The organism is Chitinophaga silvatica (genome assembly GCF_003419895.1).
In the GTDB taxonomy this organism is placed as follows: domain Bacteria; phylum Bacteroidota; class Bacteroidia; order Chitinophagales; family Chitinophagaceae; genus Chitinophaga; species Chitinophaga silvatica.
This window is the reverse complement of record NZ_QPMM01000001.1, coordinates 827,713-851,783: the sequence shown is the minus strand read 5'-3', so window position 1 is coordinate 851,783 and position 24,071 is coordinate 827,713. Positions and strand designations below refer to the sequence as shown.

The 24,071-nt window shown below is 41.1% G+C and carries 20 protein-coding genes and 1 riboswitch; of the genes, 6 read left to right on the top strand and 14 right to left on the bottom strand.

Features of this window, described 5'->3' with window-relative positions:
• Positions 1-41: 41 nt before the first annotated feature.
• On the top strand, positions 42-1,007 hold the full coding sequence (locus DVR12_RS03355) for a sulfite exporter TauE/SafE family protein (protein WP_116974031.1): 966 nt from the start codon (positions 42-44) through the stop codon (positions 1,005-1,007).
• Between the two features lies 1 nt (position 1,008).
• Here DVR12_RS03355 and DVR12_RS03350 read toward each other — a convergent pair whose 3' ends face one another.
• Positions 1,009-1,335 (bottom strand): NirD/YgiW/YdeI family stress tolerance protein, encoded by a 327-nt coding sequence (locus DVR12_RS03350; RefSeq protein ID WP_116974030.1) that lies wholly within the window; start codon positions 1,333-1,335, stop codon positions 1,009-1,011.
• Positions 1,336-1,441: 106 nt separating this feature from the next.
• On the opposite strand from DVR12_RS03350, the gene DVR12_RS03345 reads away from it, so the two are divergent.
• A complete protein-coding gene (locus tag DVR12_RS03345; protein WP_116974029.1) occupies positions 1,442-2,644 on the top strand; it encodes a dicarboxylate/amino acid:cation symporter in 1,203 nt (400 codons plus the stop codon).
• 96 nt (positions 2,645-2,740) lie between these two features.
• On the opposite strand, the gene DVR12_RS03340 is transcribed toward DVR12_RS03345, so the two are convergent.
• The 3 genes from DVR12_RS03340 to DVR12_RS03330 all read right to left on the bottom strand — a co-directional run bounded on the left by DVR12_RS03340 (position 2,741) and on the right by DVR12_RS03330 (position 6,473).
• Positions 2,741-3,919, bottom strand: coding sequence for a trans-sulfuration enzyme family protein (locus tag DVR12_RS03340; protein WP_116974028.1), 1,179 nt, complete (start codon positions 3,917-3,919; stop codon positions 2,741-2,743).
• 153 nt (positions 3,920-4,072) lie between these two features.
• Positions 4,073-4,180, bottom strand: a riboswitch (SAM riboswitch).
• A 117-nt stretch (positions 4,181-4,297) separates the two neighbouring features.
• Positions 4,298-5,218, bottom strand: coding sequence for an NAD-dependent epimerase/dehydratase family protein (locus DVR12_RS03335; RefSeq protein ID WP_116974027.1), 921 nt, complete (start codon positions 5,216-5,218; stop codon positions 4,298-4,300).
• Positions 5,219-5,270: 52 nt separating this feature from the next.
• Positions 5,271-6,473: a YdcF family protein gene (locus DVR12_RS03330; RefSeq protein ID WP_116974026.1), complete on the bottom strand. Its 1,203-nt coding sequence runs from the start codon at positions 6,471-6,473 to the stop codon at positions 5,271-5,273.
• Between the two features lie 245 nt (positions 6,474-6,718).
• Between DVR12_RS03330 and DVR12_RS03325 the strand changes: the two genes are divergently transcribed.
• Together DVR12_RS03325 and DVR12_RS03320 are read left to right on the top strand one after the other, a co-directional pair.
• Positions 6,719-8,827, top strand: a complete 2,109-nt coding sequence (locus DVR12_RS03325; RefSeq protein ID WP_116974025.1) for an ATP-binding protein — start codon at positions 6,719-6,721, stop codon at positions 8,825-8,827.
• Complete coding sequence (locus DVR12_RS03320) at positions 8,827-9,528, top strand: uracil-DNA glycosylase family protein (RefSeq protein WP_116974024.1); 702 nt, start codon at positions 8,827-8,829, stop codon at positions 9,526-9,528. Before DVR12_RS03325 ends, DVR12_RS03320 begins: the two co-directional genes overlap by 1 nt.
• On the opposite strand, the gene DVR12_RS03315 is transcribed toward DVR12_RS03320, so the two are convergent.
• From DVR12_RS03315 to DVR12_RS03285, 7 genes are all read right to left on the bottom strand, one after another.
• Positions 9,525-9,761: a hypothetical protein gene (locus DVR12_RS03315; RefSeq protein ID WP_116974023.1), complete on the bottom strand. Its 237-nt coding sequence runs from the start codon at positions 9,759-9,761 to the stop codon at positions 9,525-9,527. The genes DVR12_RS03320 and DVR12_RS03315 overlap by 4 nt on opposite strands.
• A 46-nt stretch (positions 9,762-9,807) precedes the next feature.
• The gene (locus DVR12_RS03310; RefSeq protein WP_116974022.1) at positions 9,808-10,110 is read right to left on the bottom strand and encodes a hypothetical protein; all 303 of its coding nucleotides are present in this window, start codon (positions 10,108-10,110) and stop codon (positions 9,808-9,810) included.
• A 143-nt stretch (positions 10,111-10,253) separates the two neighbouring features.
• Positions 10,254-11,060 carry a Rossmann-fold NAD(P)-binding domain-containing protein gene (locus DVR12_RS03305; protein ID WP_116974021.1) on the bottom strand — a complete coding sequence of 269 codons (807 nt, stop codon included), beginning with the start codon at positions 11,058-11,060 and terminating at the stop codon, positions 10,254-10,256.
• Entirely contained in the window at positions 11,053-12,000 is a 948-nt protein-coding gene (cbiB, locus tag DVR12_RS03300) for an adenosylcobinamide-phosphate synthase CbiB (protein ID WP_116974020.1), read from the bottom strand. The genes DVR12_RS03305 and cbiB overlap by 8 nt, the downstream gene beginning before the upstream one ends.
• A complete protein-coding gene (locus tag DVR12_RS03295) occupies positions 11,985-13,007 on the bottom strand; it encodes a pyridoxal phosphate-dependent aminotransferase (protein ID WP_116974019.1) in 1,023 nt (340 codons plus the stop codon). Before DVR12_RS03295 ends, cbiB begins: the two co-directional genes overlap by 16 nt.
• Positions 13,008-13,079: 72 nt before the next feature.
• Complete coding sequence (locus DVR12_RS03290) at positions 13,080-13,823, bottom strand: hypothetical protein (protein ID WP_116974018.1); 744 nt, start codon at positions 13,821-13,823, stop codon at positions 13,080-13,082.
• A gap of 166 nt (positions 13,824-13,989) precedes the next feature.
• Complete coding sequence (locus DVR12_RS03285) at positions 13,990-14,571, bottom strand: HdeD family acid-resistance protein (protein WP_116974017.1); 582 nt, start codon at positions 14,569-14,571, stop codon at positions 13,990-13,992.
• 183 nt (positions 14,572-14,754) lie between these two features.
• Here DVR12_RS03285 and DVR12_RS03280 point away from each other — a divergent pair, with 183 nt between their 5' ends.
• Complete coding sequence (locus tag DVR12_RS03280) at positions 14,755-15,675, top strand: acyl-CoA desaturase (protein WP_116974016.1); 921 nt, start codon at positions 14,755-14,757, stop codon at positions 15,673-15,675.
• A gap of 83 nt (positions 15,676-15,758) precedes the next feature.
• Here DVR12_RS03280 and namA read toward each other — a convergent pair whose 3' ends face one another.
• Positions 15,759-16,835, bottom strand: coding sequence for an NADPH dehydrogenase NamA (namA, locus tag DVR12_RS03275; RefSeq protein ID WP_116974015.1), 1,077 nt, complete (start codon positions 16,833-16,835; stop codon positions 15,759-15,761).
• Between the two features lie 126 nt (positions 16,836-16,961).
• Here namA and DVR12_RS03270 point away from each other — a divergent pair, with 126 nt between their 5' ends.
• On the top strand, positions 16,962-18,212 hold the full coding sequence (locus tag DVR12_RS03270) for a DoxX family protein (protein WP_116974014.1): 1,251 nt from the start codon (positions 16,962-16,964) through the stop codon (positions 18,210-18,212).
• 449 nt (positions 18,213-18,661) lie between these two features.
• Here DVR12_RS03270 and DVR12_RS03265 read toward each other — a convergent pair whose 3' ends face one another.
• Positions 18,662-20,467 carry a RagB/SusD family nutrient uptake outer membrane protein gene (locus tag DVR12_RS03265; protein ID WP_116974013.1) on the bottom strand — a complete coding sequence of 602 codons (1,806 nt, stop codon included), beginning with the start codon at positions 20,465-20,467 and terminating at the stop codon, positions 18,662-18,664.
• Positions 20,468-20,486: 19 nt separating this feature from the next.
• Positions 20,487-24,035, bottom strand: a complete 3,549-nt coding sequence (locus tag DVR12_RS03260) for a SusC/RagA family TonB-linked outer membrane protein (RefSeq protein WP_116974012.1) — start codon at positions 24,033-24,035, stop codon at positions 20,487-20,489.
• Between the last annotated feature and the right edge of the window lie 36 nt (positions 24,036-24,071).

The window sequence follows — 24,071 nt, the reverse complement described above, 5'->3', positions numbered from 1 at the left end:
ATGTATTTTGTGGAGAAATTAGGCTGGTATATTCATAATATATGGAGAAAGAACTCACTACCGTAGCTGCTCCCACGGCAGAAACAACTACTTTAAACCCTTCTTCTGAGGCTAAGAAAAAAGCCTCGGATAATGTATTTAATCGACAGAAATGGATTTATAGTATAGCTGGATTATTGGCGCTGGCAATTTTCTTAGGAATATACTGGTGGCAATCACCCTCCTTTCGGGAGCATGTAGAAGATGTACCTCCAGCATTTTATTACTTTCTGATAGCCGGGTTCATATTTGCGATGGTGGATGGGGCCATAGGAATGTCGTATGGTATTACCTCCACAACATTTTCATTATCAATGGGTATTCCACCAGCTTCGGCCAGTACAGCGGTTCACCTCTCGGAGATCCTGAGTTGCGGAATTGCCGGCTGGATGCATCTTAAAATGGGAAATGTCAATAAAAAGCTTTTTAAGCTGTTGATATTACCTGGAATACTGGGAGCCGTAATCGGGGCGTATTTGTTATCCTCACTCGAACATTATGCAGCGTATACCAAGCCTGTGGTATCGTTATACACTCTTATATTAGGAACTATCATTCTGCTCAGGGCAATAAGAACCAGGCACCAGAAACATGCAGGCAAAAAGATTACAAAGATCAGGTTTTTAGGATTTGGAGGAGGCTTTATAGACGCTATTGGTGGCGGAGGCTGGGGTTCCATTGTACTTTCTTCGCTGATTGCAGGGCGTCGTCATCCTCGTTTTTCCCTGGGCACGGTAAAGGCTACCCGTTTTTTCATAGCCATGCTTAGCTCACTCACCTTTGTTACGGTGCTAAATCACGTGCATTGGGATGCAGTACTTGGGCTTGTGATCGGAAGTGCTATTGCGTCACCAATTGCGGCGAAAGTATCCAATAAGATCTCTGCAAAAACTATTATGGTAGCAGTAGGGGTGATTGTGATCTGTGTGAGTATGCGTAGTATTTTTAAATTCCTGATGCAACTATAACTTACTGATTTACAACCGGCTGATTTACTTTTAAAGTTATTGGTTTATTAACTTCATATTGAACCAGGGCTTTGATCACCACAGCCTCTTTATCGCTTACCGGGCGTTGAGGCATAAATTTGGGATCGATATCTACACGTATTTCAGCCGTTTTATCTTCAAACATATAATCTGTTTCACCTACTTTTTTGATAATATAACCGGTTATCTGAACGGTTGTACTATCGCTGTGTAGTTGCCTTGCCTTTCTCATTACCTCACCTATTGTGTAGGCAGGTTGCTGATAATGAAGCAATGGAAGCAACAAACAAAGTACAAAACTCTTCATAATACAGGTATTGGTTTGATGATTTATAAACAATATCCATGATTGATTGTTCACGGTTCACGTACAATGTTTAACTTGTACTATACTCAAACATCCTTCATCAATTATGGGATTTTTCAGAACTTATCGTAGCCTGTTCCTGCTACTATCTGGTATACTCGCCGGCAGTATTGCGGGGAGTATTTTTGGTGAACGTATAGCTGTAATAAAACCAATAGGAGATATTTTTTTAAACCTATTATTCACTGCAGTTATTCCACTGGTATTTTTTGCTATTTCCAGTGCTATTGCTCATATTGATGCTGGAAAGAAGCTTGGTTCCCTGCTTGGTATAATGTCGTTAGTCTTCCTTGCTACAATATTAATTTCGGCCTTTCTCACCATTATCGCTGTTTGGGTCTTTCCCATTCATCAGGAAATTACGCTAACTCACGCTACAAATATAACACAACCTGGGAACTGGGGCGACCAATTAACACGATTATTTACAGTTAATGAATTTTATGAGCTGCTTTCCAGGCACAATATGCTGCCATTTATAATCTTTTCCGGACTGGTAGGATTTGCCACCATGCGTACGGGCAAGCTGGGCTTAGCATTCCGCGACTTCCTCTATTCAGGCAATGAAGTCATGAAAGATCTTTTAAACCTGATAATGAAAGCCGGGCCAATAGGTTTGGGTGCTTACTTTGCTTATCAAGTGGGCACAATTGGACCTAAATTATTCGAAACCTACAGTCAGGCATTAGGCCTGTATTATGGTTTCGGGATCTTCTACTTCATTGTAGGTTTCACGGCCTATGCATTTGTTGCCGGCGGAATTCCCGGTATCAAAATCTTCTGGAAAAACAATATCATTCCCTCTCTTACGGCTGTAGGAACCGGTAGTAGTATTGCCACCATCCCAGCCAACCTCGAAGCTGTAAAGAAAATGAATGTGCCTCAGGATATCGGTAATGTGGTAGTTCCATTAGGTGCAACACTACATAAAGATGGCTCCAGTATTTCCTCTATCATAAAAATGGCCGTTGTTTTCGGAATGTATGGAAAAGGATTTGATAGTCCATCCGTCATTCTTATGGCCTTAGGCGTTACCGTTATAGTAAGTATTGTTGAAGGCGGTATTCCTAACGGTGGCTATGTTGGTGAAATGCTTGTTATGAGTATTTATGGCCTCCCGATTGATGCCCTGCCACCTCTGATGATTATTGGTACCCTTGTAGATCCGCTTGCCACAATACTCAATGCTACCGGCGATAATGTGGCAGCTATGATGGTGACCAGGTTTATGAATAAGAGGGGAACCTAGAAGAATTATTCGTTTATACTTTCGCAGCAATATACAGGTCGGGAACAAGCCCCGCCCTGCAAATAGCCACAAGAACCTATAATCATTTAAAGATCACTACGCCACTTCTACCCTTTCCTTTCTTTCAACGTTTTGAATCGACTGAAAAGTATGATCCAGATCGGCAATAAGGTCTTCTACTTCTTCAAGTCCAACGGATAACCGAATCAAGCTATCGCTTACTCCTGCTGCCCATCTCTTCTCTGCAGGGATAGATTTATGGGTCATAGTAGCGGGGTGACATAACAAACTTTTGACGCCTCCCAGGCTTTCGGCCAGTTTAAAGTATTTGGTTGATGTTACAAATGCGGTTGCTGCTTCAATACTATCATCCTTTAATGTGAAGGAAATAATTCCACCAAATCCTTTGCTCTGGCGTTTTGCGAGTTCATGACCCGGATGTGAGATTAAGCCAGGATAAAATACTTTATCTACTGCCGGATGTTCTGATAAATACTGGGCTATTGCAATTGCATTGGCGTTGTGCTGGCGAATCCGAAGTGGTAATGTTTCAATGCCTCTGATTAGCAGAAAACTATCGAAGGGTGATAAAATGGCGCCAGTAGCATTTTGATAGAATTTTATCTCCTCTCCCAATTGCTGAGTTTTTGCCACTACAATACCGGCTATGATATCGCTATGTCCGCCAAGATACTTGGTTGCACTATGTACTACGAGATCGGCCCCCAGGGTGATTGGTTGTTGTAACACCGGTGATGCGAAAGTATTATCTACACATAACAAACAATGATTGGCTTTTGCAATTTCACTGATGGCAGCAATATCTGAAATCTTCAGGGTTGGGTTTGTAGGGGTTTCCAGCCAGATCAGGCGGGTTGCCGGTGTAATTGCCTGAAATACCGCTTGTACATCCGTGGTATCTACGTATGTTACTTTTATACCGAATTTCTCGTAAACCTTATGGAATAAGCGAAAAGCTCCTCCATAAATATCATCTACAGCCACTATTTCATCGCCCGATTTTAATAATTTTATTACGGCATCTATGGCTGCCAATCCACTTGAAAACGCAGCAGCAACGGCACCTTTTTCAAGTTTTGCAATGATTTTTTCTGCCGCTTCTCTTGTCGGATTATTTGATCTTGCATAATCATAGCCTTTATTCACTCCAGGTGCTTCCTGCACAAAAGTAGAAGTCTGATAAATAGGTACAGCAATAGCGCCGGTTTGAGGGTCTACAGGAATTGAATGGATTAATTCAGTAAGGTTGCTCATCTTTTGTTTGATTTAAAGTTTGATGAAATAAATTGAATAAACATTGTTCCTGGGTAGCTGAACAGAAAGGTTGGGGCATAAAAAAAACTCACCTGAAGCCAGATGAGTTTAATACGATATACTTATAGTAAGTAATAGCAAAATAAATGATCTGACTTATCTTTCCGGTATTACCGGATGGATGCAGCACCTTTCTCTAACTGGTAGAGATGGTTGCTAAGGTATCGTAGGGCCATTTCCCTCCTCCTTTCTTGATAAGCTATTTAAAGAACTGGTGCAAAGATAAGCAGGAAAAATTAATCTCCAAATTTATTTCCTACAAAATTTGTAGACTATTGTTTTTATCTTCCTAAACTCATCTCCCATAACTTCAATTTCTTATTTTCCAATACTCGCTCTGATACCTTCTTCATAGGAAGTTGGTTTCACAGAAAAGTGTTTTTCAAATTTTGTTGAATCGAAAATGTAAGGATAATTATTTTGATATAACATCTCCTTAATTTCTTTTACAGTAGCATCGAAGAGTCCTGTTAGGCCCACCATAAAAGTACCGAGCTTCATGTATTTAGGTTTTGCATTCATCTCTTTAGCAATAAGGTGGATAAATCCTTTACCATCCAGGGCCGGATGGGCTGTGGGCAAATGCCAGATCTGATTCCAGGAACTTTCGTCCTGAGATAGTAAGTATAAACCTTTACCGGCATCCGGCGTATAGGTATAGCTATGGGGCACATCATCGCGACCTAACCACATTGCGGTACCATTCTTCTTAAATTTATCTATTATCAAAAAGTTTAAAAATCCTGTTTTATCAGCATTGGGGCCATAAAAGTCGGCCGACCGTGCAATAGTAGCCGTTATATTCCCTGCCTTTACTTCATTCATTAATTGCTCAGCAATGGCAGCCCTGACCTTACCTTTTTTGCTTGAAGGATTATTAGGAGTTTCTTCCGTCATAGGACCGGATACTAACCCATATGAATATACGTTGTCGAAGAAAATAAGTCTGGCTCCGGCAGCTTTACAGGCATTGATTACATTGGTCATAATAACAGGCCAATCGCGCTCCCAGACCTTTATATTGTATTGCAAACCGGCTGTCAGAAAAACTACTGAGCTTCCGGCAACTGCACGATTTACCTCTTCTGCAACCGTCAGGTTAGCAGGCATAATATCTGTTACTCCGCCATAAGGTTTAGGGGAGCGGCTTACCAGGCGCACTTGTTTTTGATTTGCCACTAAGGACTTTACCAACTCATTTGCAATTACGCCACCAGCTCCAAGGATAGTGTATAACATAATATTTATTTAGATTCTACAATTAAGACGATTATTAAAATGAAATATTGTATCAGGGATCCAAAGGATCATGTGCATCCTGCTGTAAAGAATTCAAATCACATAAAAAAGTAAGAAATTCTGTTTTAGTTTGTTGCAGATCTTTCATTGGCAGATAGCCCAATTCTCCGGTACAACGTTGTGCAAACAATGGACTGTTTACATAATACAGCTGCCAGGGATCTGAAACAATCATCATTCGTTTATCGGTCTGAAAACCACTTCTCCATAAGATTCTTACTGCATTACGAACATTTGTAGTGGTATGCCTGGCGTACGGATCCACAAAAATAGCGGCGGCCGGTATCTTCAATTGCTCAACCAGAAAACGTTTCATTTCAATAGCTTCAGCATATTGAGTGCCAGGCGGGCGTACATGCCCTCCACTTACAATAATAAAGGGGGCTAATTGCTGATTATATAACATTGCAGCAGTACTACACCTGCTTTGCGCCATCGCACTGATAGGCTCGTTGCCTGTTGGGCTTGCCCCTAATACAAGCATTGCCGGATAAGTATATTTACTCCAATTCGTTTTTGAAACATGCGATAAAGGTTCTTTATTCAATGTTTCTTCCAGCGGCTCATATTTTATTGCTTCCGTTCTTTTGCCCAGTTTTAACAATGCTAATGCCAGTTTTTCCGAAGGTTGAAAAAAGAACTTACTGTTATCCTTGCTGTACTGGGATTTTAATACTTCCACTTCTGCCTGGTATTTTGGGCTATGTACGCTTACCAATGCAGAATCGATTGACGGGTAACGCAACTCTGTACCTGTAGTGTAAGCATTAATTATGTAATTGAGCGCATCGGCTGCATTTTTCCAGGCATGGATAATTAACTGGGTATCGTCACTGGCTGAGTAAAGATGAAATACTCCGCTCCTGCGCATTTCGTGTGCTAATTGGCGGAAAGCTGCAGGTTCCTGTTTAGCGAGTTCAATTAGTGCAGTTGAAACCTCATTTATTGAAGCGGCCGACCATAAGCCATTAAACGTTGGCTGCCTGAACGTTTGCAGAACGCGTTTCAGAGCGGTATCCTGCTCTATTTCCTTCGCAACTGCTGTTGTTTGCAGTAATGTAAAAAAGTAAAAATTACGGTCAAGTAATTTATCACCGCTGGACTTAAACTTATAAGCAGCATCAGGTCCAACAGTTTGTCCATCTACCGAAAAAAATAAAAACAAAAAACAATGGAGTAATAATATGCGAAACATGAAGTAAGATTTACTAACAAAATACAACTTAGATGAAATAAGAAAAACCAAATTACCATTAAATATCCCGAAAAATTGCTATACATATAAAAAATATCAATATCATTAAAATAACATTAATGCATATATAATTATGTTTAATTAACATACTCATGCATTTTCTTTTTGATTGATAATCTTTTAGTTGCGTCCTGAAAAACATTTATTTTCGCTTTGTACCAGGAAAATTCCAAGTTAAAGACACAATGTATACCTCACAGGAAAAGGCGTTTGTGCGCTATGCAATGTTGACTATCATGGTGATCGTTCTCCTAACCTTTTTTATGATCATCATGTTGAGAAAAAAGGAGTCTCAACAACTGGGTATAGTCGTACAAAATTTAACCAGCAGTAGCCGGGAAGCTGAACATATCGATAAGTCAATACAACTCCTGTATTCTGCCGATAACAGTTTCCGACTTTATACTATTACCTATAACCGGGATTACCTCCGGGATTATACGCAAAAACTCCAGCTGGTTGGTGCGCATATCGATACTGCCATGCAGCAGGAAAATAAGAGCACTTTGACCCAGTTGCTGGTCAATAAACAACATGCATCAGAAATGTTTCTGCATACCAAACGGTATGTAGATTCCCTGCTTACACTTGCTCAAAGCTGGGATACCACCGCCCTGATGCCTGTACCACTGCAGCAATTAAACCTTCAACCCGCTTTGGTTACGAAGGCATCCAAAGCAGATACACTGATCACCTCAACTACTGTAGAAAGTAAAAACAAGAAAGCCCTTTTTGGAAGGATCAGAGAGGCAATCAGCAATAAACCTAAGTCACAGACCAGCAAGCAGGTTGTTATTGCCTATCAGAAGCCTCAACAGGAAAAAGCATTTACTAATTCTCAGCTACAGCATATTCAACAGGCATACAGCCAGTTTATTAAAAATGCAGCTGCCAGCCATCAACAACTGAAGGAGAAGGAATATGCATTGGTCACTACCAACGAGCGCCTATTCAGCAATCTGTTGTCATATCTCACAGATCTGCAACTTGAACTGAGAGACGCAGAAAATACGCGTCAGTCAAAATTGAAGGCTGCAGCACAATCATCTCTATACGAATTAAACCAGCATACCAACTGGGAAGTTCCTCTCATCCTACTGCTGGCAGGTATTATCATTTTCGGGATAATTAAGCTTTATCGTTATGATCTGGCTTTATTAAAGTCGAAGCGCCAGGCCGAAAGACTAGCCCAGCAGAAAAGTGATTTTGCAGCAACTATCAGCCATGAAATCCGGACTCCCGTGCAATCACTGATCGGCTATTCGAGGCTATTGGGAAATGAGGAGGGGCCTTATATCACAGCGATACAGCATTCGGCCGAAATGTTGCTGCAGGTGGTAAATAATGTACTGGATTACTCGAGAATGGAGGCAAAAGAACCTATTCTGAAGAAAGAAAAATTTTCTCCCCGTATCGCTATTGAAGATGTAACAGATACGCTGGCCATACATGCTTCGGAGAAAGGGTTGAAATTCAGCGTCAATATTTTCTTTCCAAGTAATATGCTGGTAATGGGAGATTCGTTCCGGTTAAAGCAGATCATTACCAATCTTACTGCCAATGCTATAAAATATACAGAATCAGGGGAAGTAAATATAACGGCCTATCTTAGAGAAGGTAACCTTTTGCAGGTAAGCGTAAAAGATACAGGGCCCGGAATTTCGCATAAAGAATTACCTTTGGTGTTTAATGCCTTTACACAGGGAAAAAACCATTATCAAAAAGGTAGTGGTCTTGGTCTCCATATCACCAAGAAGATTGTTGAGCTGCACAATGGGAAAATACAGGTTGAGAGTCTACCTGGGAAGGGCACTACATTTAGTTTTGAGATTCATTACACACCCGTTACCAAGGTACCGGCAACCAAAAAAATTATTGTGCCTGTGGCGAATACAACTATGGAGCCATTTCTTCCTTCCAACATCCGGTTATTAATCGTAGAAGATAGCATACTTAATCAGAAGCTGCTAACCCTGATGCTTAATAAACTGCATGCATCTTTTGTAATTGTATCCAGTGCAGAGGAAGCACTAAACATTTATCAGCAGGAGGCTTTCGATTTTATTCTTACAGATATTGATTTGCCAGGAATAGATGGATTGATGCTTACCCAACTTGTAAGGGCACTTCCTGATGCCAAAAAGGCTGCTATCACAATTATTGCCATAACAGGAAATGTTTTGGAAGATGATATTGCGTTGTATCTTCGTTCGGGGATGAATGATTATATCATGAAACCCTACCGGGAAGAGGATATTCTTGAAAAAATCAACCGACACCATCAAACCGCCTGATGAGCAAACCTACTATAGATCAACAAATCATAGACTTCAACTGTAATTTAGCATTTCCTGGAAAATTGCCTCCCGGGATCAGAGTTATGAATCCATTTCAGGAATCGCCGGGTATAGTGGAGGTAATGTCTGCTTTCTATCATAAATTCTATCATGATCATCATACCCGCAGACTGATTGTTGGCATTAATCCCGGCAGGTTCGGGTCGGGTTCTACAGGTGTACCATTTTCTGATACAACGAGGCTACGCGAGAAATGTGGAATTGAGATTAAAGGTTTGAAGACTTATGAACCCTCCTCTGTTTTTGTGTATGATGTAATTGATGCATATGGAGGAGTAAAGGAGTTTTATAAAGATTTCTATATAACCTCTCTTTGTCCGCTGGGCTTTACTGCTATTAAACCGGGCGGAAAGGAGGTCAATTACAATTATTATGACAGCCCGGCACTCACCAAAGCGGCATACGGGTTTATTGTAGACAGTCTGAAAGAGCAACTGACCTGGAACATTAATAAGGATGTATGTTATTGTATGGGCACCGGAAAGAATGCAAAATTCCTACAGGCCTTAAATGCAAAGGAACATTTTTTTAAGACGATTGTACCATTGGAGCACCCAAGATTTGTTATGCAGTATAAATCGAAGTCTAAAGCCGAATATATCAATAAATATATTACTGCATTTGAGGAATATCGTTAGCCACAAACTGGGGAATTATTACGTCGCCAGTTCTCAATTGCTGAAGCAATTTTATTTAAAAGCTGCATATTATGTCGGAACGTTGAAACTGAATTCAGTGCGGCTCTGACAAAGCCATCTTCGTCTGTTTCCAATACGACTTCTTCACCGTCAATTATTACGGCAAAACGATTTACAGGCCAGGGATGAACATAGAATCTCAACCCGGCAATTTTAATCATGAATACCTTCATAAGATCTGAGTTTAAGAGATCTTATGCAAATTAGAGACCAGGACAATCAGACTTTTACGATACGGCAATCCCATTGGCCTATCGGTAGTTTTTCCTGATCGGGAGATACTACCCCTGTAATTTCATAGATACTTCCTTGCTCGCAAACACGATCTCCAATTTTTGGAACCGCTTCGTCTTTAAATCGGATAGTGGCAAGGATACCAAAAGACTTGTAGCTATGGATTTTAATAATACTCGCAGATCTCACAGGCAGGAACATCCCTGCTTTTCTGCGGTTGTGGCTCCGGTATAAGGAGAACATAAGCCAAATAGCCACTGCAAACAGGCTAAATAACAGCAGATTCACGGCGTTGTATGGTTTAGATTTAATTAATTGAATCCCCTAATGGACCTCTCTAGTTGGCATACTGATGAGGTAACACACAATATAACATTTTTAGTATTAGTAAACAATTATTTCTATATAATAAAAAGCTAAAAAATAATCCCTTAAAAAAGCTGCATAGGGTCGTTATACTTAAAGCTATAGGAAAGTTGCCGTAACAGCTTCCCCGAATCGATTATTTTGCCTTTTACAGGGGTTTCCGGGGCTAATGGAGGGAGAGTTAAACCAAGCTTTATAGCCGCTTTCTCATACCAGGTATACCTGAGAGGGTGCTCTCCGGCACAGGCATTAAATATTTCACCAGGCTGAGGATTAAGGATAAGTGCTGAAATGATGGCTATACAGTCATCCCGGTGTATTACATTCATTGGTTGGGCGAGCGTATCAGGCAATGCACCAAATCGCCTGGCATCCGGGAGCCTGTTATACCCGATGAGCCCACCAAATCTCAGTACCGTTGTTGCAAATTTCCGGTTTTGAAGGAACGTGGATTCTACCTCTCTTAATGCCTGCCCGTTGGGGGTGGCAGGAAGCTCTGTATCCTCTTCCGTTACAATACCTTCATTCGCGGCATATACGGAAGTGGAACTAATAAAGATAACCTGGGCAACAGCACTATCAGCAAGCAGCTTATTAAGCAATTGCATTTCAGCTATATGCGCCTCTTTCCCTCTCTGAATACGCGGAGGCAGATTGATGACTACAATATCTGATTCCCAGAATTCAGCAGGAGCTATTATCTGTTCAGGGCTTAACAACACCTGGTAAGCGTTTATCCCCACCTGTTGCAGTTCCGTTACCCTCTCTACCGAAGTTCTGGCTCCTTTTACTAAAAATCCGTTTTTCTGCAATTCAATAGCTAAAGGAAATCCCAGCCATCCGCAGCTTAAAACACTAATTCGTTTATCCATTGATCCAGATTAAATATGCCTTGATTGCAGCAATTGTAATAACCATTGTAAAGGTAACGGAGTGATTGATCCACATCACTTTTTTGATGTCTTTATCTTCGATGATGCGATCATTTTCTCCAATATAGGGTTTTACCACCCAACGCCCCTGGTAGATATTGGGGCCTCCGAACTGGCAATCCAGGATTCCGGCCAGCGCGGCTTCAGGATAACCGGCATTAGGACTGGTATGGGCATTTCCATAATGCAGGACAAAATTGCCGGCACGGCTACTTCCAAACAGTAAAATCATTAATCCGGCGGTAACCCGGGCTGGGATGAAGTTGGCCACATCATCGATCTTGGCGGCTGCCTTGCCGAAGTAAAAGTAAGCCTCATTTTTATACCCGATCATAGAATCGAGAGTATTGATCATCTTATACATCATCATACCGGGTAGTCCAAATATGAAGTAGAAGAATAAAGGCGCGATCACTCCATCGCTGAGGTTTTCGGACATGGTTTCCAAAACAGCAATTCTGATTTGCTGTGCGGAGAGGGTACTGGTATCCCTGCCTACAATATTTGCCAATTGCAGTCGCCCATGGCTAAGACCTTTATTTTCCAGCGTCTGAAATACAGTTTTTCCTTCAGCAATAAGACTCTTATTGGCCAAGGAAAAGAATACAAAAATGGTAGTGAAAGCATACCAGGCTATTGGCCATGGTTCCAATAGCTGTTGTACATACCAAAAGAATAAGCAGGTTGAAGTGATTAGAAAGATCGTAAGCAATGTTCCTTTTGCAAAGCGATACTTTCCATGATTCAACCAGGAGGTTCCTTTACGGATAAGGAACCCAAAAAACTTTACAGGATGCGGCCAGGTTTTTGGATCGCCGATTAACAGATCGAGTAAATACCCTAACAGTAATGGCAATACGAATTTTAAGATAAGGTCCATTTACGTAATGCAGTAATCAATAATTTATTGTCATCGGCTTGTTGGCAAGCAACCCGGCAATGACCGGGGCCCAGTCCATAAAAATTAGAGGCATCTCTGATGAGTAGCCCATGTTGTTCCAGCAGCCACATTTTCAATGCAGCAGCGGTGCCGGTAAGTGTTTCAAACAGAAAATAGTGAGTATGAGTTGGCATCACTTTAAATTCCGGCATCTTTCGGATGCCTTCCCACAACTGATAGGTTTCTTCCAATAAAGTATCTCTTTTCACTTCAAATTCTGTTGGATGATCCAAGATATACTCCCCTGCTGTAATTGCCATTGCATTAACAGACCAGGGCATTTTATATACTCTTACTCTATCTAACAACTGTTTTCTTCCTGCTATATAACCAAGTCTTAAACCCGGGATACAGCAGGATTTGGTGAGGGAACGAAGCACAAGCAAATTTGGCAACCGCTTTAAAAATGGGATCATTGATGCGGTATCATGCGTAAATTGAATGTATGCTTCATCCAGCACAAAAACAGTATGTTTATTTTGCGTTATTAACTGCTCTAAAATGTGTTCATCAATGGCCTGTCCCGTTGGATTATTCGGGTTACAGATGAAAACCATATCAGTACTAAATGATGTTTCACTATTTAATTTTTCCCATGACAAAAATTGAACCTGATGCTTATACAGCTTACACGCATCCTCGTACTCTGCAAAGGTTGGTTCTACAATCGTGACAGTTGCTCCGGTAAAAGCCTGAGCAATCAAATAAATGGCTTCTGTACCTCCATTGGTAACCATAACAGTATCGGCAGATAAACTGAGATACTGCTCCAGCTTAGCTTGTAATTTCCATGCCCCGGGATCGGGATAATGAATTACTTCGTTAATTTTATTCCGTAGCTCATCCTCTAATCCTTTTTGCAATCCCGCATACCAGACATTTGAACTGAAATCTGCCTTGACAGGCAAATTGAATTGGTACCTATCGTCACCATGTCCTTTAATCATAGCACAATATATTAATTATTTCCGGTGCCATAATAAACAGCAATAAAGACAGGAAGTTCACCAACTATTGGATTATTTAAATTCTTCGTCTGACTCTCCTGAATTTATGCTAACTTTTTTTAATACTGCTTCAAAAGCCGCCTTTCCATTTGTGCTATTTTCGAAATAGAACGGGAGCCGAATATTCCCTACTTTTCTATAATCTTTATAGACGGTCACAACATCAGGTGTTTCTTCTTCCTGCCCTGAAACAAGTACAGATTGTACTTTCAGGCCGGTTTTAGCATCATAGTAATTTTTAAATAATATACCTTCCATTGTTGCAATGGTGATTACATTTGCGACGGATCCATTGATCAGTTCTTTCTCTGGTAATAGTTCCAGCTTTTCGGTGTGATCAGGTTGCAGATAGCCATATTCCGGACAAAACTGGCTCCGTGCCTTCAGTATGTTTCTTTGCATTTGACTCACCTGTTCATTCTTCCCATTTTTGAAGATGTTAATGTTGATACTGTCACCTATTACAATAACTTTCATCATTGGTTTATTTCCTGAGGCAGTAGTAATTTCCTGAAAATATTTATCCGGTTGTTTTATCTTGATGCTCAAATTTACCTTTTCATTTCCTGCTTTTCCATTCCCTGAAATTCTCACATCAGTAACGGAACTGATGGCAGAACTCCCCCCTATTGCATCGATATACTGTTGCAACACCGTTTGTACTGTTGGTGCAGTATCGCGGTCTTGAGCATAAGAATTAAGGCTAAATAAACTCCCTATCAACAAAAAGGTCAGACTGAAAAAGCGACTATTCATGTGTTAAAATACGGATTAGGATATTCTAAATATACGAATGGAATTCTTTCTTGCAAGCACCGGAGAGGTTGGGTTATGAATATAACATATTGCTAACAATTGCCTTTAAAAAAAAGCGCCTCAATATAAATATTGAAGCGCTCTATATACTTATTGCTTTTAATTATTACTGAATCCCTAATTTTTTCATTTCCTTCTTTACGCCTTTTAAACGGAAAGCGAAGATGATACTAAACACACCAGTTACCCAGAATGCAGCTGCCATTAAAGCAAGAATAGCTGCAATACCCAAAGCAGGATTATCGAGGATAAATATTGAGATAATGATTAAACAAATACCTCCTACGAGTACCCAGCCCCAGTTTGGAATTTTATCGGTAGATAGCTGAATAGAAAAACCGATTAAGCCAATGCCTCTGAACATAAACCAGAAAGCCAGGAAAAGCGGGATAACCGCCATACTGATAGCCGGATATAACATTAAAATAAAACCCAATACTACGTCTATAATCCCAAAAGCAAGCGACCATCCCCAGCCCTTATGAGTAGTTCTGTTACTAACAGCAAAAATGATCTCAAATACACCAGTAACGAAGAAGGTAACGCTAAAGAAAATACTTAACAGTACATAACTACTAAACGGGTTGGAAAAAACAATGAAGCCGGCAATAACGAAGATGATACCATTAAGCAGATACAACCACCAATATTTCACATTATTTTTGACGGCAGAGATGAATTCTGACATAATAAAGACTTTTACGTTATAAATAGTATATATCTATGTCCTTCTAACACTTCGACTTTTAAAAAGTTCGATTAACATAACGGGGAAAAACCAGCTAAACCGCTTACCTTTGCAAGAATCATTTAATTTTTGTAAATGATTTAAATCATAGAATTACAAACTGAGTGAAATTATATTTGCGGAATGAATAAGGCGATCAAGCAAGACAGAAAAGCACCAAATTGGTGGCACCAAGTAGATTTTCTGGGCATACACGCAGTGCCCCTACTCGCGTTTTTTACCGGCACAACAGCATTTGACTGGATTCTGTGTGGGGTTTTATACGTAATCCGTATGTTTTTTGTGACGGCGGGTTACCATCGATACTTCTCGCATCGTGCATTTAAAACGTCGCGATTCTTCCAGTTTATCCTGGCAGGAGGCGCACAGAGTAGTTTGCAAAAAGGGGCTCTCTGGTGGTCTGCCAATCACCGTATTCACCACAAACACAGTGATACTCCTGAAGATCCGCATTCAGCGAATGTATATGGTTTCTGGTATGCCCATATCGGCTGGATCATGGGGCCAGAATACAAGCCTACCCGCTGGGATCTGATTAAAGACCATAAAGCGAAAGAACTGCTTTGGCTGAATAAATACCATATGATTCCTGCTATTGTTCTGATGGTAGCAGTTTATTTCATCGGAAATAAGGTAAACGGCACTGGCTGGTTCGACTGGACTGCAGGTTTATCTACCTTATTGATAGGCTTTTTCGCGAGCACAGTATTCCTTTATCACGGAACATTTACCATCAACTCTCTGATGCATAAAATCGGAAATAAGAGATACTATACTGGCGACGAATCCCGTAACAGTGCAGTACTGGCATTAGTAACCCTCGGTGAAGGATGGCATAATAACCACCACTATTATCAGAGTGCTGCCCGTCAAGGGTTCTACTGGTGGGAATTCGATATTACCTATTACATCCTCAAAACCCTTGGTTTCCTTGGTATAGTATGGGAAATACGCCCTGTTCCTGCTAAAGTGAAAAATAGCAATAAATTAAAAGATCTGAAGGTGGTTCCTACCGCTAAAATGCAGGTAGAAGAATTGAACTAAGAACTTCTTACTGATATTATAAAAAGAGGCTGCATCTTTTGATGCAGCCTCTTTTTGTTGGAATAGGTATTTCAACTATGTTTTTAAGACTTCTTCCTGGGTTTAGCCCTTTCGTATTGGATAGGCCAGGAAACGTCTACACCCAGCTTAAACGCAGCATGTAGCGGGAAATATGGGTCGCGAAGCAGTTCTCTTGCCATCAGCACCAGATCACTCCTCCCTGAATCTATAATAGATGCCGCCTCTTCCGCGGTAGTTATGAGTCCAACTGCACCGGTACGGATACCGGTTTCCTTCTTTATCTGCTCTGCAAAATGGGTCTGATATAATGGCCCGATCTTAATTTGCTGATGAGCCACCAGGCCACCGGAAGAGCAATCGATAAGATCTACACCCTTATCTTTTAATATTGCTGCCAGTTTAATACTTTCTTCAATATTCCATCCTCCTTCAGCCCAATCGGTCGCGGATATACGAACAATTAAAGGTCGGGGAACGGGCCAAACTTCCCGTATAGCCTCCACCGTTTCCAGGGTCATTCGTATCCTGTTTTCGAAAGATCCTCCATAATTATCGGTTCTCTGATTGCTTAAAGGAGATAGGAAAGTATGATGCAGATAACCATGAGCCCCATGGAGCTCGATTACTTTAAACCCTGCTTTATCTGCCCTGATGGCGGCAGACTTGAAATCAGCTATCACTTTTTTAATACCTTCCAGCGTCAGTGCTTCGGGAAGCGGATACACCTCATTGAAAGGAATGGCACTTGGCCCATATACCTGCCAGCCGCCATCTTCAACCGGCAAAGCACGACTCCCCTCCCATGGCCTTACCGTACTGGCTTTACGACCGGCATGAGCCAGTTGAATTCCGGCCACCGCCCCATGCTCATGGATAAATGTGGTGATTTCTTTCAACTTTTCAATGTGCTCATCCTTCCAGATACCAAGATCATATTTGGAAATCCGCCCTTCCGGAGAAACAGCAGTTGCTTCTGTGATTATCAGCCCTGCTCCTCCTATTGCCCTACTTCCTAAATGTACAAGATGCCAGTTGTTGGCAAATCCATCTTCCGAAGAGTATTCGCACATAGGCGATACTGTTATCCGGTTCCTGAGCTCTACATCGCCTAATTTCAAAGGACTAAATAAATTTGACATATCTTTCTTTTTGTCTTTATTAAAGTTATCACGATCTGACTTTATAATGAATTTAACAAGTTTCCTGATTTTACATATAACGAGATTAGTTTATTTTAGTTCAGACATCACAAAATCAACAACCCTATGACAAGTACCGAACAATGGACATTATCCCGTCGCCTTCTTTTTCGTTTTTTCAGTGTTTATTTCCTGATGTATGCCATTTCATCAATGATACCAACGGGAGGTAATGATTCCTTTCTGACGCATATGTGGGATCATCCGGTTACCTGGCTTGGGAAGTTACTGATTTCATCAAAATATGAAATAAAAGTCTGGCCGCGGGGAAGCGGAGATACCACCTTCAACTATCTGCAAATCGGATGCATGCTGATCATTACTCTACTGATCAATATTATCTGGTGGCTCATAGAACGTAAGAAACGTAACTACGAAAAACAGGAATATGTAATCCGAACCATATTACGATTTATACTTGCTTTCGTTATGCTGGAATATGGAGTAGCCAAACTAGTGGCCAACCAGTTTATACCAGTAATGAACTACCAGCTGGATCAACAGATCAAGGATTTATCGCCAATGGGCCTGGCATGGCTCTATATGGGCCACTCTACCGCCTATATGTACTTTGCCGGTATTGCAGAGGTAATAGGCGGAGTTCTCTTATTATTTAGACGAACTACACTCTTTGGAACCTTATTCTCAATGGCCGTAATGGCCAATGTGGTGGCAATGAATTTTTGCTTTGACATACCTGTCAAAATCTTCTCCTCACATTTGTTGTTAGTAGGAGGTTTTTTGATTGCTCCGGAATTGAACAGGCTTATAGCAGTGTTTTTCCAAAACAAAACTGCAGCTCCTGCAAATTACTGGTATCCATCTCCCAAAAAGAAAATAGTAAGAATTATACTCGTAAGTGTCAGATACCTAATAATTGTAGGTTTACTCGGGGGTAATATCTATAGTATTATAAAATATAATTTAAGTAAAAAAGCAGACACTCCGCTGGCAGGGTCGTATGAAATCACAAAATTACAAGGTGCCGGCAACCTTCCTGCGGATGTTACTCTGTTCAAAGGTTGGAAGAAAATGTATGTCGAAAGTATGGGCTACCTTATTGCCAGAGATTCAGGAAATTCAATATCAGGTTACTACCTGAAAATTGATACTGTCAAACATCACCTGACCGCATGGACCAATGAAAAAGATAGTATTCAATTCCATTATGAAGAAGGCCCTGAAAAGCAATTAAAATTAGTAGGATCTTTAAACCAGGATACCTTGTTTGTAGATCTTGTGCGTCAGGACAGAGATAGTACAGTATTGCTTGGACGTGGGTTTCACTGGGTAAATGAATATCCTTTTAATCGTTAATCATTATGACTGATTACAATGCTTTTTAAAAAATTTATATTGAATTAATACTATTCCTTATCGGATCTAACGTGATGGAAAAACATCCTTGACCGTAAGATGGGCGGGGGTAAGCGCAATGCTCTTAAGTTAAGAGGAAGGATGTTGATTGAATATTGAATTCAATTTAAAGGATTGGTTTCTTTTACCGTAGGATGGGCGGGGGCAAGCCCCGCCCCTACAGGATTTCATGTTAAATGTCAATCTACTAATTTCAATTCTGTAAAGAAACAATTCTACAATATAGAAACTGTAATTCGCTGAAACCCTGTAGGGGCAGGGTTTACCCCTGCCCAACCTATGGTAAAAGAAATTTATCATTCACAAATAGGCAATACAACCGGAAGTTATTCCTCTTAACATAAGGGCATTGGGGCAAGCCCAATCTATGGTAAAAGCAATCAACCTCCTTAGTAACCAGTATTCTGCACTAATGTAGGCTGCCCATTTTTCACGCTCAGATCTATTTGTCTTTGAGGAATAGGAAAACGTACATGCTTTGAAGCAAAGACGGCTCCTATTACATCCGTAGTGATTGTTTGTTCATAAGCAAAATATCTGTTCAACTCTGTTTGGGCAATTCCCCATCTTACCAGGTCGAAATACCGATGTCCTTCCAATGCTAATTCCAATTTCCTTTCGAACTGGATAGCTTTTATAGCATAGCTTTTACCTTGTGCTGCAAAAGCACCATTAGCATACTCTGATACTTTGTAATTTGCTGCAGGCACATTTGTAACTCCACCCATCGGATGATCGGGGTCGATATATTTTTTAACCCAGCCATCGGGATTAGCGGCACGTTCACGCACGGTATTGACGTGCTCTTCTGCGATATCCAGACTTCCAACTTGTGCCTGGCATTCGGCAGCCATTAGCAGTACATCCGAGAACCTGATTAATACGTAATTGATAGCATTTCCCGGGGCCCATCCGTTACCATCATAGTATTTGTCCTGGGTCGACTGCATATATACATTTTTCAAAGCAGCATAAGGGCCAGCAGATTGTTGGTTACGTACCCATGCAGCTCCGGGATGGTTGCCCCAATCGAGAAATGGAATACCCCGGCGACCAACTGTCCAGTCGAGCCGTGGGTCTAAATTACCTGCATCCGGTACAAAATCAACCGAATCGGGTACACCCATATCGTTTTTGACAGGATGCGTGTTAAAATCATCGAGGTACGGTAATCCATTGTTATCTGTTCTGTAAGAGTTTACAAGGTCTTGAGAAGGCTGATAGAATCCGCAACAGCTAAAAGGTCCGTTATACGGGTAGTTTAGCATTTGCCCCTGATTCGCATTTCCGGTACCGCCAGAACCATCATTGGCACTATACTGAATCGAAAACAGCGCTTCACTGTTATTCTCTGTAAATGCATCAAAATTATCGTGGAACTTCGGTCTTAACTCATACCTTTCGCCTTTGGAAGTAACACCATTTTCAATAACATCTTCAAAGATTGGCATTGCATCAGCATACTTTTTCTGGTACAAATATGCTTTTGCCAGATATGCTTTTGCGGCCCAGTTATTAGCACGGCCCACCACATCCTGAATTTCATTCAGATTTTCGGCAGCGAATTTGAAATCGGCTTCAATTAATGGCCAGATATCCTTATCATTAGGGATTTTATATTGATCAACAATCAGCTTGGAATAGCTTACATCTTCTTCTCCAATCCATGGAACTTTATCAAACATCTTTTTAAGATCAAAATAAAAATGACCGCGTAAAAATTTGGCTTCTGCAGCTAATTCCTTCTTTTCAGCATCAGTCATATCTGTTACATTAGCCAAAACATGCAGTACAAAATTACAGCGCCTTATTCCTTCATAATCTACTCTCCACTTATCATTAAAGAAACCATTAGTTGCATTACCCATGAAAGTAGCAATTTGCAAAACTGCCGGAGCATCACCCGGATCGCTTCCTTTGTGTGCTTCCCCTCCACATACACTACCGTAAATCCAGTTATCGGGCGATACCGCGTAACCACTGCCACCAGAAAGATTCAACATATCACCATCTTTAAAATCCTGTCCGTCCAACGCTCCGTATACGCCTATCAGTAAAGTATTTACACCTTTTTTATTTGTGAGTGCTGATTCCTCCAATGAAGATTGAGGAGTACGTTGCAGAAAGCCTTTACCACAACTTCCCAGCACCAGGAAGATTAACGCACCAACTGAAAATTGATATATAGATTTCATATTCATGCAGTTTTAAAAATTAAAAGCCCAGATTAATACCAATCAAAAACTGTCTTTGATTTGGGTATGCCCCTTCATCTACCCCAAAAGCAGTAATATTAGAACCACCAATTTCAGGATCTAAACCAGAGTATTTGGTGATAGTAAACAGATTAGCTGTTTGTACGTATACCCTTAACCGTTCGATATGATAACGTGTCAGCCACTTTGCAGGCAGGGTATAACCCAATTGCATATTCTTAACTCTTAAATAAGATCCGTTTTCGACCATATAAGAGTTAGGAACATTCTGTGTGCTGGTGGATCCATCCACTTCCTGGATAGGCGCAGTAGCGTTTTTATGATCGGGGCGCCATGAATCGTATAAGGCTGTTTTGCTTTTTGCACTCTCAAATGAAGGATAGAAATCGCGCCACCACTTCACATTATTCCATATCTGATTTCCATAGGTTCCAAAAAGGAAGACACCAAAATCAAATCCTTTATAGGTCAGTCCGATATTGATCCCATATGAAAAATCGGGATTCGGATTTCCCAGGAAAGTACGATCATCAGGGGTGATAATACCATCTCCGTTTACATCCAGGTATCTGAACCGGCCTACACCTTCCCCTTCCTGGTAAATAGCTTCATCATTTTTAGTGGCATTTCTCGCTGCCTTATCTGCAGCATCGATTTCAGACTGATCATTCCAGAATCCAATTACTTTATACCCAAAGAATGAAGATACTGGCTGCCCTACTGCATTTCTGATAATGTTACTACCATCAAAGCGGCGACCATCCGTATCGAAATAATCTACCCCATCCGCTATTTTACTGATCTTATTCTTATAGGTTGTAAATGTTGCAGAAGCAGTAAACAGTAAATCTTTGGTCAGGTTACTACGCCAGCCAACAGAGAAATCGAAGCCTTCATTTTTCATGCGCGCAATATTTACGAAAGGCTGAGGTGCAGTACCAGCCAATCCAGGTAATTCCGGATTATAAAGAAGGTCTTTAATATCTTTTCTATAATAGTCGACAGACCATTCCAGTTTACCATTAAAAAGAGAGGCATCTATACCGATATTGGCGTTGATATCACTTTCCCATTTGGCATCCGGGTTACCAATCTGAAATCCAGCAAAACCAGCATTAAGGCCGTTATTTACGCCAGCAAGATCATAGTAGGAAGAATTGCGATTACCGCCATACAGGAAGTAGCCATTATTGACACTCAGATTGAGCTGATTACCCATTATACCCCAACCGCCACGAATCTTAAGATCTGTGATCCAGTTGATCTTCTTCATAAATTCTTCCTGAGAAATACGCCAGGCAGCAGATACAGCAGGGAAAGTACCATAAGGATTATTAATGAATTTGGAAGAACCATCTCTACGAAGCGTAGCGCTAAAAAGATATTTATCCTGAAATGCATAGTCTATGCGCCCCAACACCGAAAACAATCCTTCCTGTTCCCTGTTGCTGTAGTTTGTTTGAACACCGGTACCGGTAGAGAGATCCGGGAAATAAGGATCGAAGTTGAAATAATCTTTAGTTGTACCCCCTACGGCTCTGCTCCTGCTATCAAATGCTTCTGTTCCGGCAATGATCTTTAAATCGTGATCTTTTCCGAATTTTTTATGAAAGGTGATGGTGTTGGTCCAGGTCCAGCTATTTGAATTATTAGAACCTTCGGTATAGGAGTTGGAAGTAGCATTCTCTTTATTTTCATACTGAGGGAAAGTAAAGGAATGCGACCATCCGGAAACTACTTCCCCGCCAAAACTTGATCTGACAGTAAAGTATTTCAGGAAGTCGATTTCTCCGAAGATGTTACCGAATAAACGCGTGTTGAGGGCTTTATTATTGCGGGTACGAAACTGCATGGCAACCGGGTTGAATGCATCACCAAGGGCATCACCAGCCGAACCGGCAAAGTTGCCTTTAATATCATAGACCGGGATTATGGATTGTTCACGCATTGCATGACCAATTGCCGCATCGGCAGAGTTGATTTCTACAGAAGGATTTTCAGATAGTGAATAAGCTATATTCTCCCCTACTCTTATATGATCTGTAATATTATACTGAGTGTTGGAACGAACAGTATATCTTTTAAGATAGGTGTTCATTAAGGTTCCTTGCTGATTGAAATAGTTGAGTGAGAAAAGATAATTTCCTTTATCACCACCACCGCTCACCGCCAGGTTATGACTGGTTATAGGAGCAGGACGGAAAATTTCGTGATACCAGTCTGTACCTGCTTTATTAGCTCTGGCAATCTGATAAAAGCTATTATAATCGTTTTGATCAGTGAAGTTAGGATTGAGGTAATAGAGGTCAGGATTGACTGCAGGATCGCCTTCCATTGCCCCTGAAGGAAGAATGTAATCAGGGATTACCGGACTGGCACCGTGACCATATTGCGGAGTACCCGGGTCGACGCCCGAGTTTTTATATGCCAGCCATCTTAATTCAGCTTGTTCCTTTGGATTGAGGGTATTCCAAACATTTCCCTTCTTAGGGTATTGGCGTCCATAGTATCCATCATACGACACTTTCACCTTACCGGTGCCTTTGCGGGTTGTAATAATGATTACACCGTTAGAAGCACGTGATCCATATATTGAAGCAGCACCCGCATCTTTCAATACATACATATTTGCAAAATCGTTGGGGTTCAGATCCGATACATCTGTAGTTGGCACGCCATCCACTACATAAAGCGGAGAGTTGGTACCAAAGGTATTGACCCCGCGGATACGCACCTGTGGAGCTTCCCCTGGCTGACCCGATCCGATAACAGTTACACCGGATGCCTGTCCTTGTAATTGTTCGGTAATGGAGGCTGATGGTTGTTTTCTCAGGTTATCCATATCCACTACTGCAACTGCACCAGTAAGATCTTTTTTCTTCTGGGTTGTATACCCTGTTACAACAATTTCACTTAATGAGCTTGCACCTTCTTTTAGGGTAACATTTATGATTTGCCTGCCAGCAATAGCAATATGTTGAGATTCGTATCCGATAAAGGAGATTTCCAGTTGGTCGGTACTTTTTCCGGGAGCAGAAAGCGAATAAGTGCCGTCTGTATTGGTAACAGTGCCGATAGAAGTGCCGGTAATCCTTACAGTAACGCCAACAATGGGATTACCTTTTTCATCTTTAATGATCCCTTTAACGGGATGTTGTTGTTGCACATTATTGTCGGGAGGAAGAGGTGTATTTACTTTTTCCGACACCATATAAAATCGTTCTCTCACTTTTTCGTAGTGCAGGTTGAAAGGGGCCAGTGCTTTACCTAAAGCTTCATCGGGCGATTGGCAGGAATTAACGGCCACCAATACCCATTTATTCTTTACAATATTGCTTTTATAAGCAATAGCAACACTGAACCGTTCTTCAATCATGTGAAGAACGGTTTTAAGGGCAAGCTCTTCCGGCTGTACCATTGTACTATCACTATGGGGATTAGCGGGCCAATCGCTGGTTGAAGTAAGGGCGTCTTGGGCCAACGCCGTTTGGGATAGGAAATACAGGGCCATTGCGTGTAATGACAACACACGTAAACCTCTTTTCATTGTGAACAGGTTTTAACGATTAAGAATTAACGCGCT

Bases quoted from the DNA above. Each gene is read 5' to 3' on its own strand.
- DVR12_RS03355 (WP_116974031.1), top strand. From the start codon at position 42: ATGGAGAAAGAACTCACTACCGTAGCTGCTCCCACGGCAGAAACAACT.
- DVR12_RS03350 (WP_116974030.1), bottom strand. From the start codon at position 1,335: ATGAAGAGTTTTGTACTTTGTTTGTTGCTTCCATTGCTTCATTATCAG.
- DVR12_RS03345 (WP_116974029.1), top strand. From the start codon at position 1,442: ATGGGATTTTTCAGAACTTATCGTAGCCTGTTCCTGCTACTATCTGGT.
- DVR12_RS03340 (WP_116974028.1), bottom strand. From the start codon at position 3,919: ATGAGCAACCTTACTGAATTAATCCATTCAATTCCTGTAGACCCTCAA.
- DVR12_RS03335 (WP_116974027.1), bottom strand. From the start codon at position 5,218: ATGTTATACACTATCCTTGGAGCTGGTGGCGTAATTGCAAATGAGTTG.
- DVR12_RS03330 (WP_116974026.1), bottom strand. From the start codon at position 6,473: ATGTTTCGCATATTATTACTCCATTGTTTTTTGTTTTTATTTTTTTCG.
- DVR12_RS03325 (WP_116974025.1), top strand. From the start codon at position 6,719: ATGTATACCTCACAGGAAAAGGCGTTTGTGCGCTATGCAATGTTGACT.
- DVR12_RS03320 (WP_116974024.1), top strand. From the start codon at position 8,827: ATGAGCAAACCTACTATAGATCAACAAATCATAGACTTCAACTGTAAT.
- DVR12_RS03315 (WP_116974023.1), bottom strand. From the start codon at position 9,761: ATGAAGGTATTCATGATTAAAATTGCCGGGTTGAGATTCTATGTTCAT.
- DVR12_RS03305 (WP_116974021.1), bottom strand. From the start codon at position 11,060: ATGGATAAACGAATTAGTGTTTTAAGCTGCGGATGGCTGGGATTTCCT.
- cbiB (WP_116974020.1), bottom strand. From the start codon at position 12,000: ATGGACCTTATCTTAAAATTCGTATTGCCATTACTGTTAGGGTATTTA.
- DVR12_RS03295 (WP_116974019.1), bottom strand. From the start codon at position 13,007: ATGATTAAAGGACATGGTGACGATAGGTACCAATTCAATTTGCCTGTC.
- DVR12_RS03290 (WP_116974018.1), bottom strand. From the start codon at position 13,823: ATGAATAGTCGCTTTTTCAGTCTGACCTTTTTGTTGATAGGGAGTTTA.
- DVR12_RS03285 (WP_116974017.1), bottom strand. From the start codon at position 14,571: ATGTCAGAATTCATCTCTGCCGTCAAAAATAATGTGAAATATTGGTGG.
- DVR12_RS03280 (WP_116974016.1), top strand. From the start codon at position 14,755: ATGAATAAGGCGATCAAGCAAGACAGAAAAGCACCAAATTGGTGGCAC.
- namA (WP_116974015.1), bottom strand. From the start codon at position 16,835: ATGTCAAATTTATTTAGTCCTTTGAAATTAGGCGATGTAGAGCTCAGG.
- DVR12_RS03270 (WP_116974014.1), top strand. From the start codon at position 16,962: ATGACAAGTACCGAACAATGGACATTATCCCGTCGCCTTCTTTTTCGT.
- DVR12_RS03265 (WP_116974013.1), bottom strand. From the start codon at position 20,467: ATGAAATCTATATATCAATTTTCAGTTGGTGCGTTAATCTTCCTGGTG.
- DVR12_RS03260 (WP_116974012.1), bottom strand. From the start codon at position 24,035: ATGAAAAGAGGTTTACGTGTGTTGTCATTACACGCAATGGCCCTGTAT.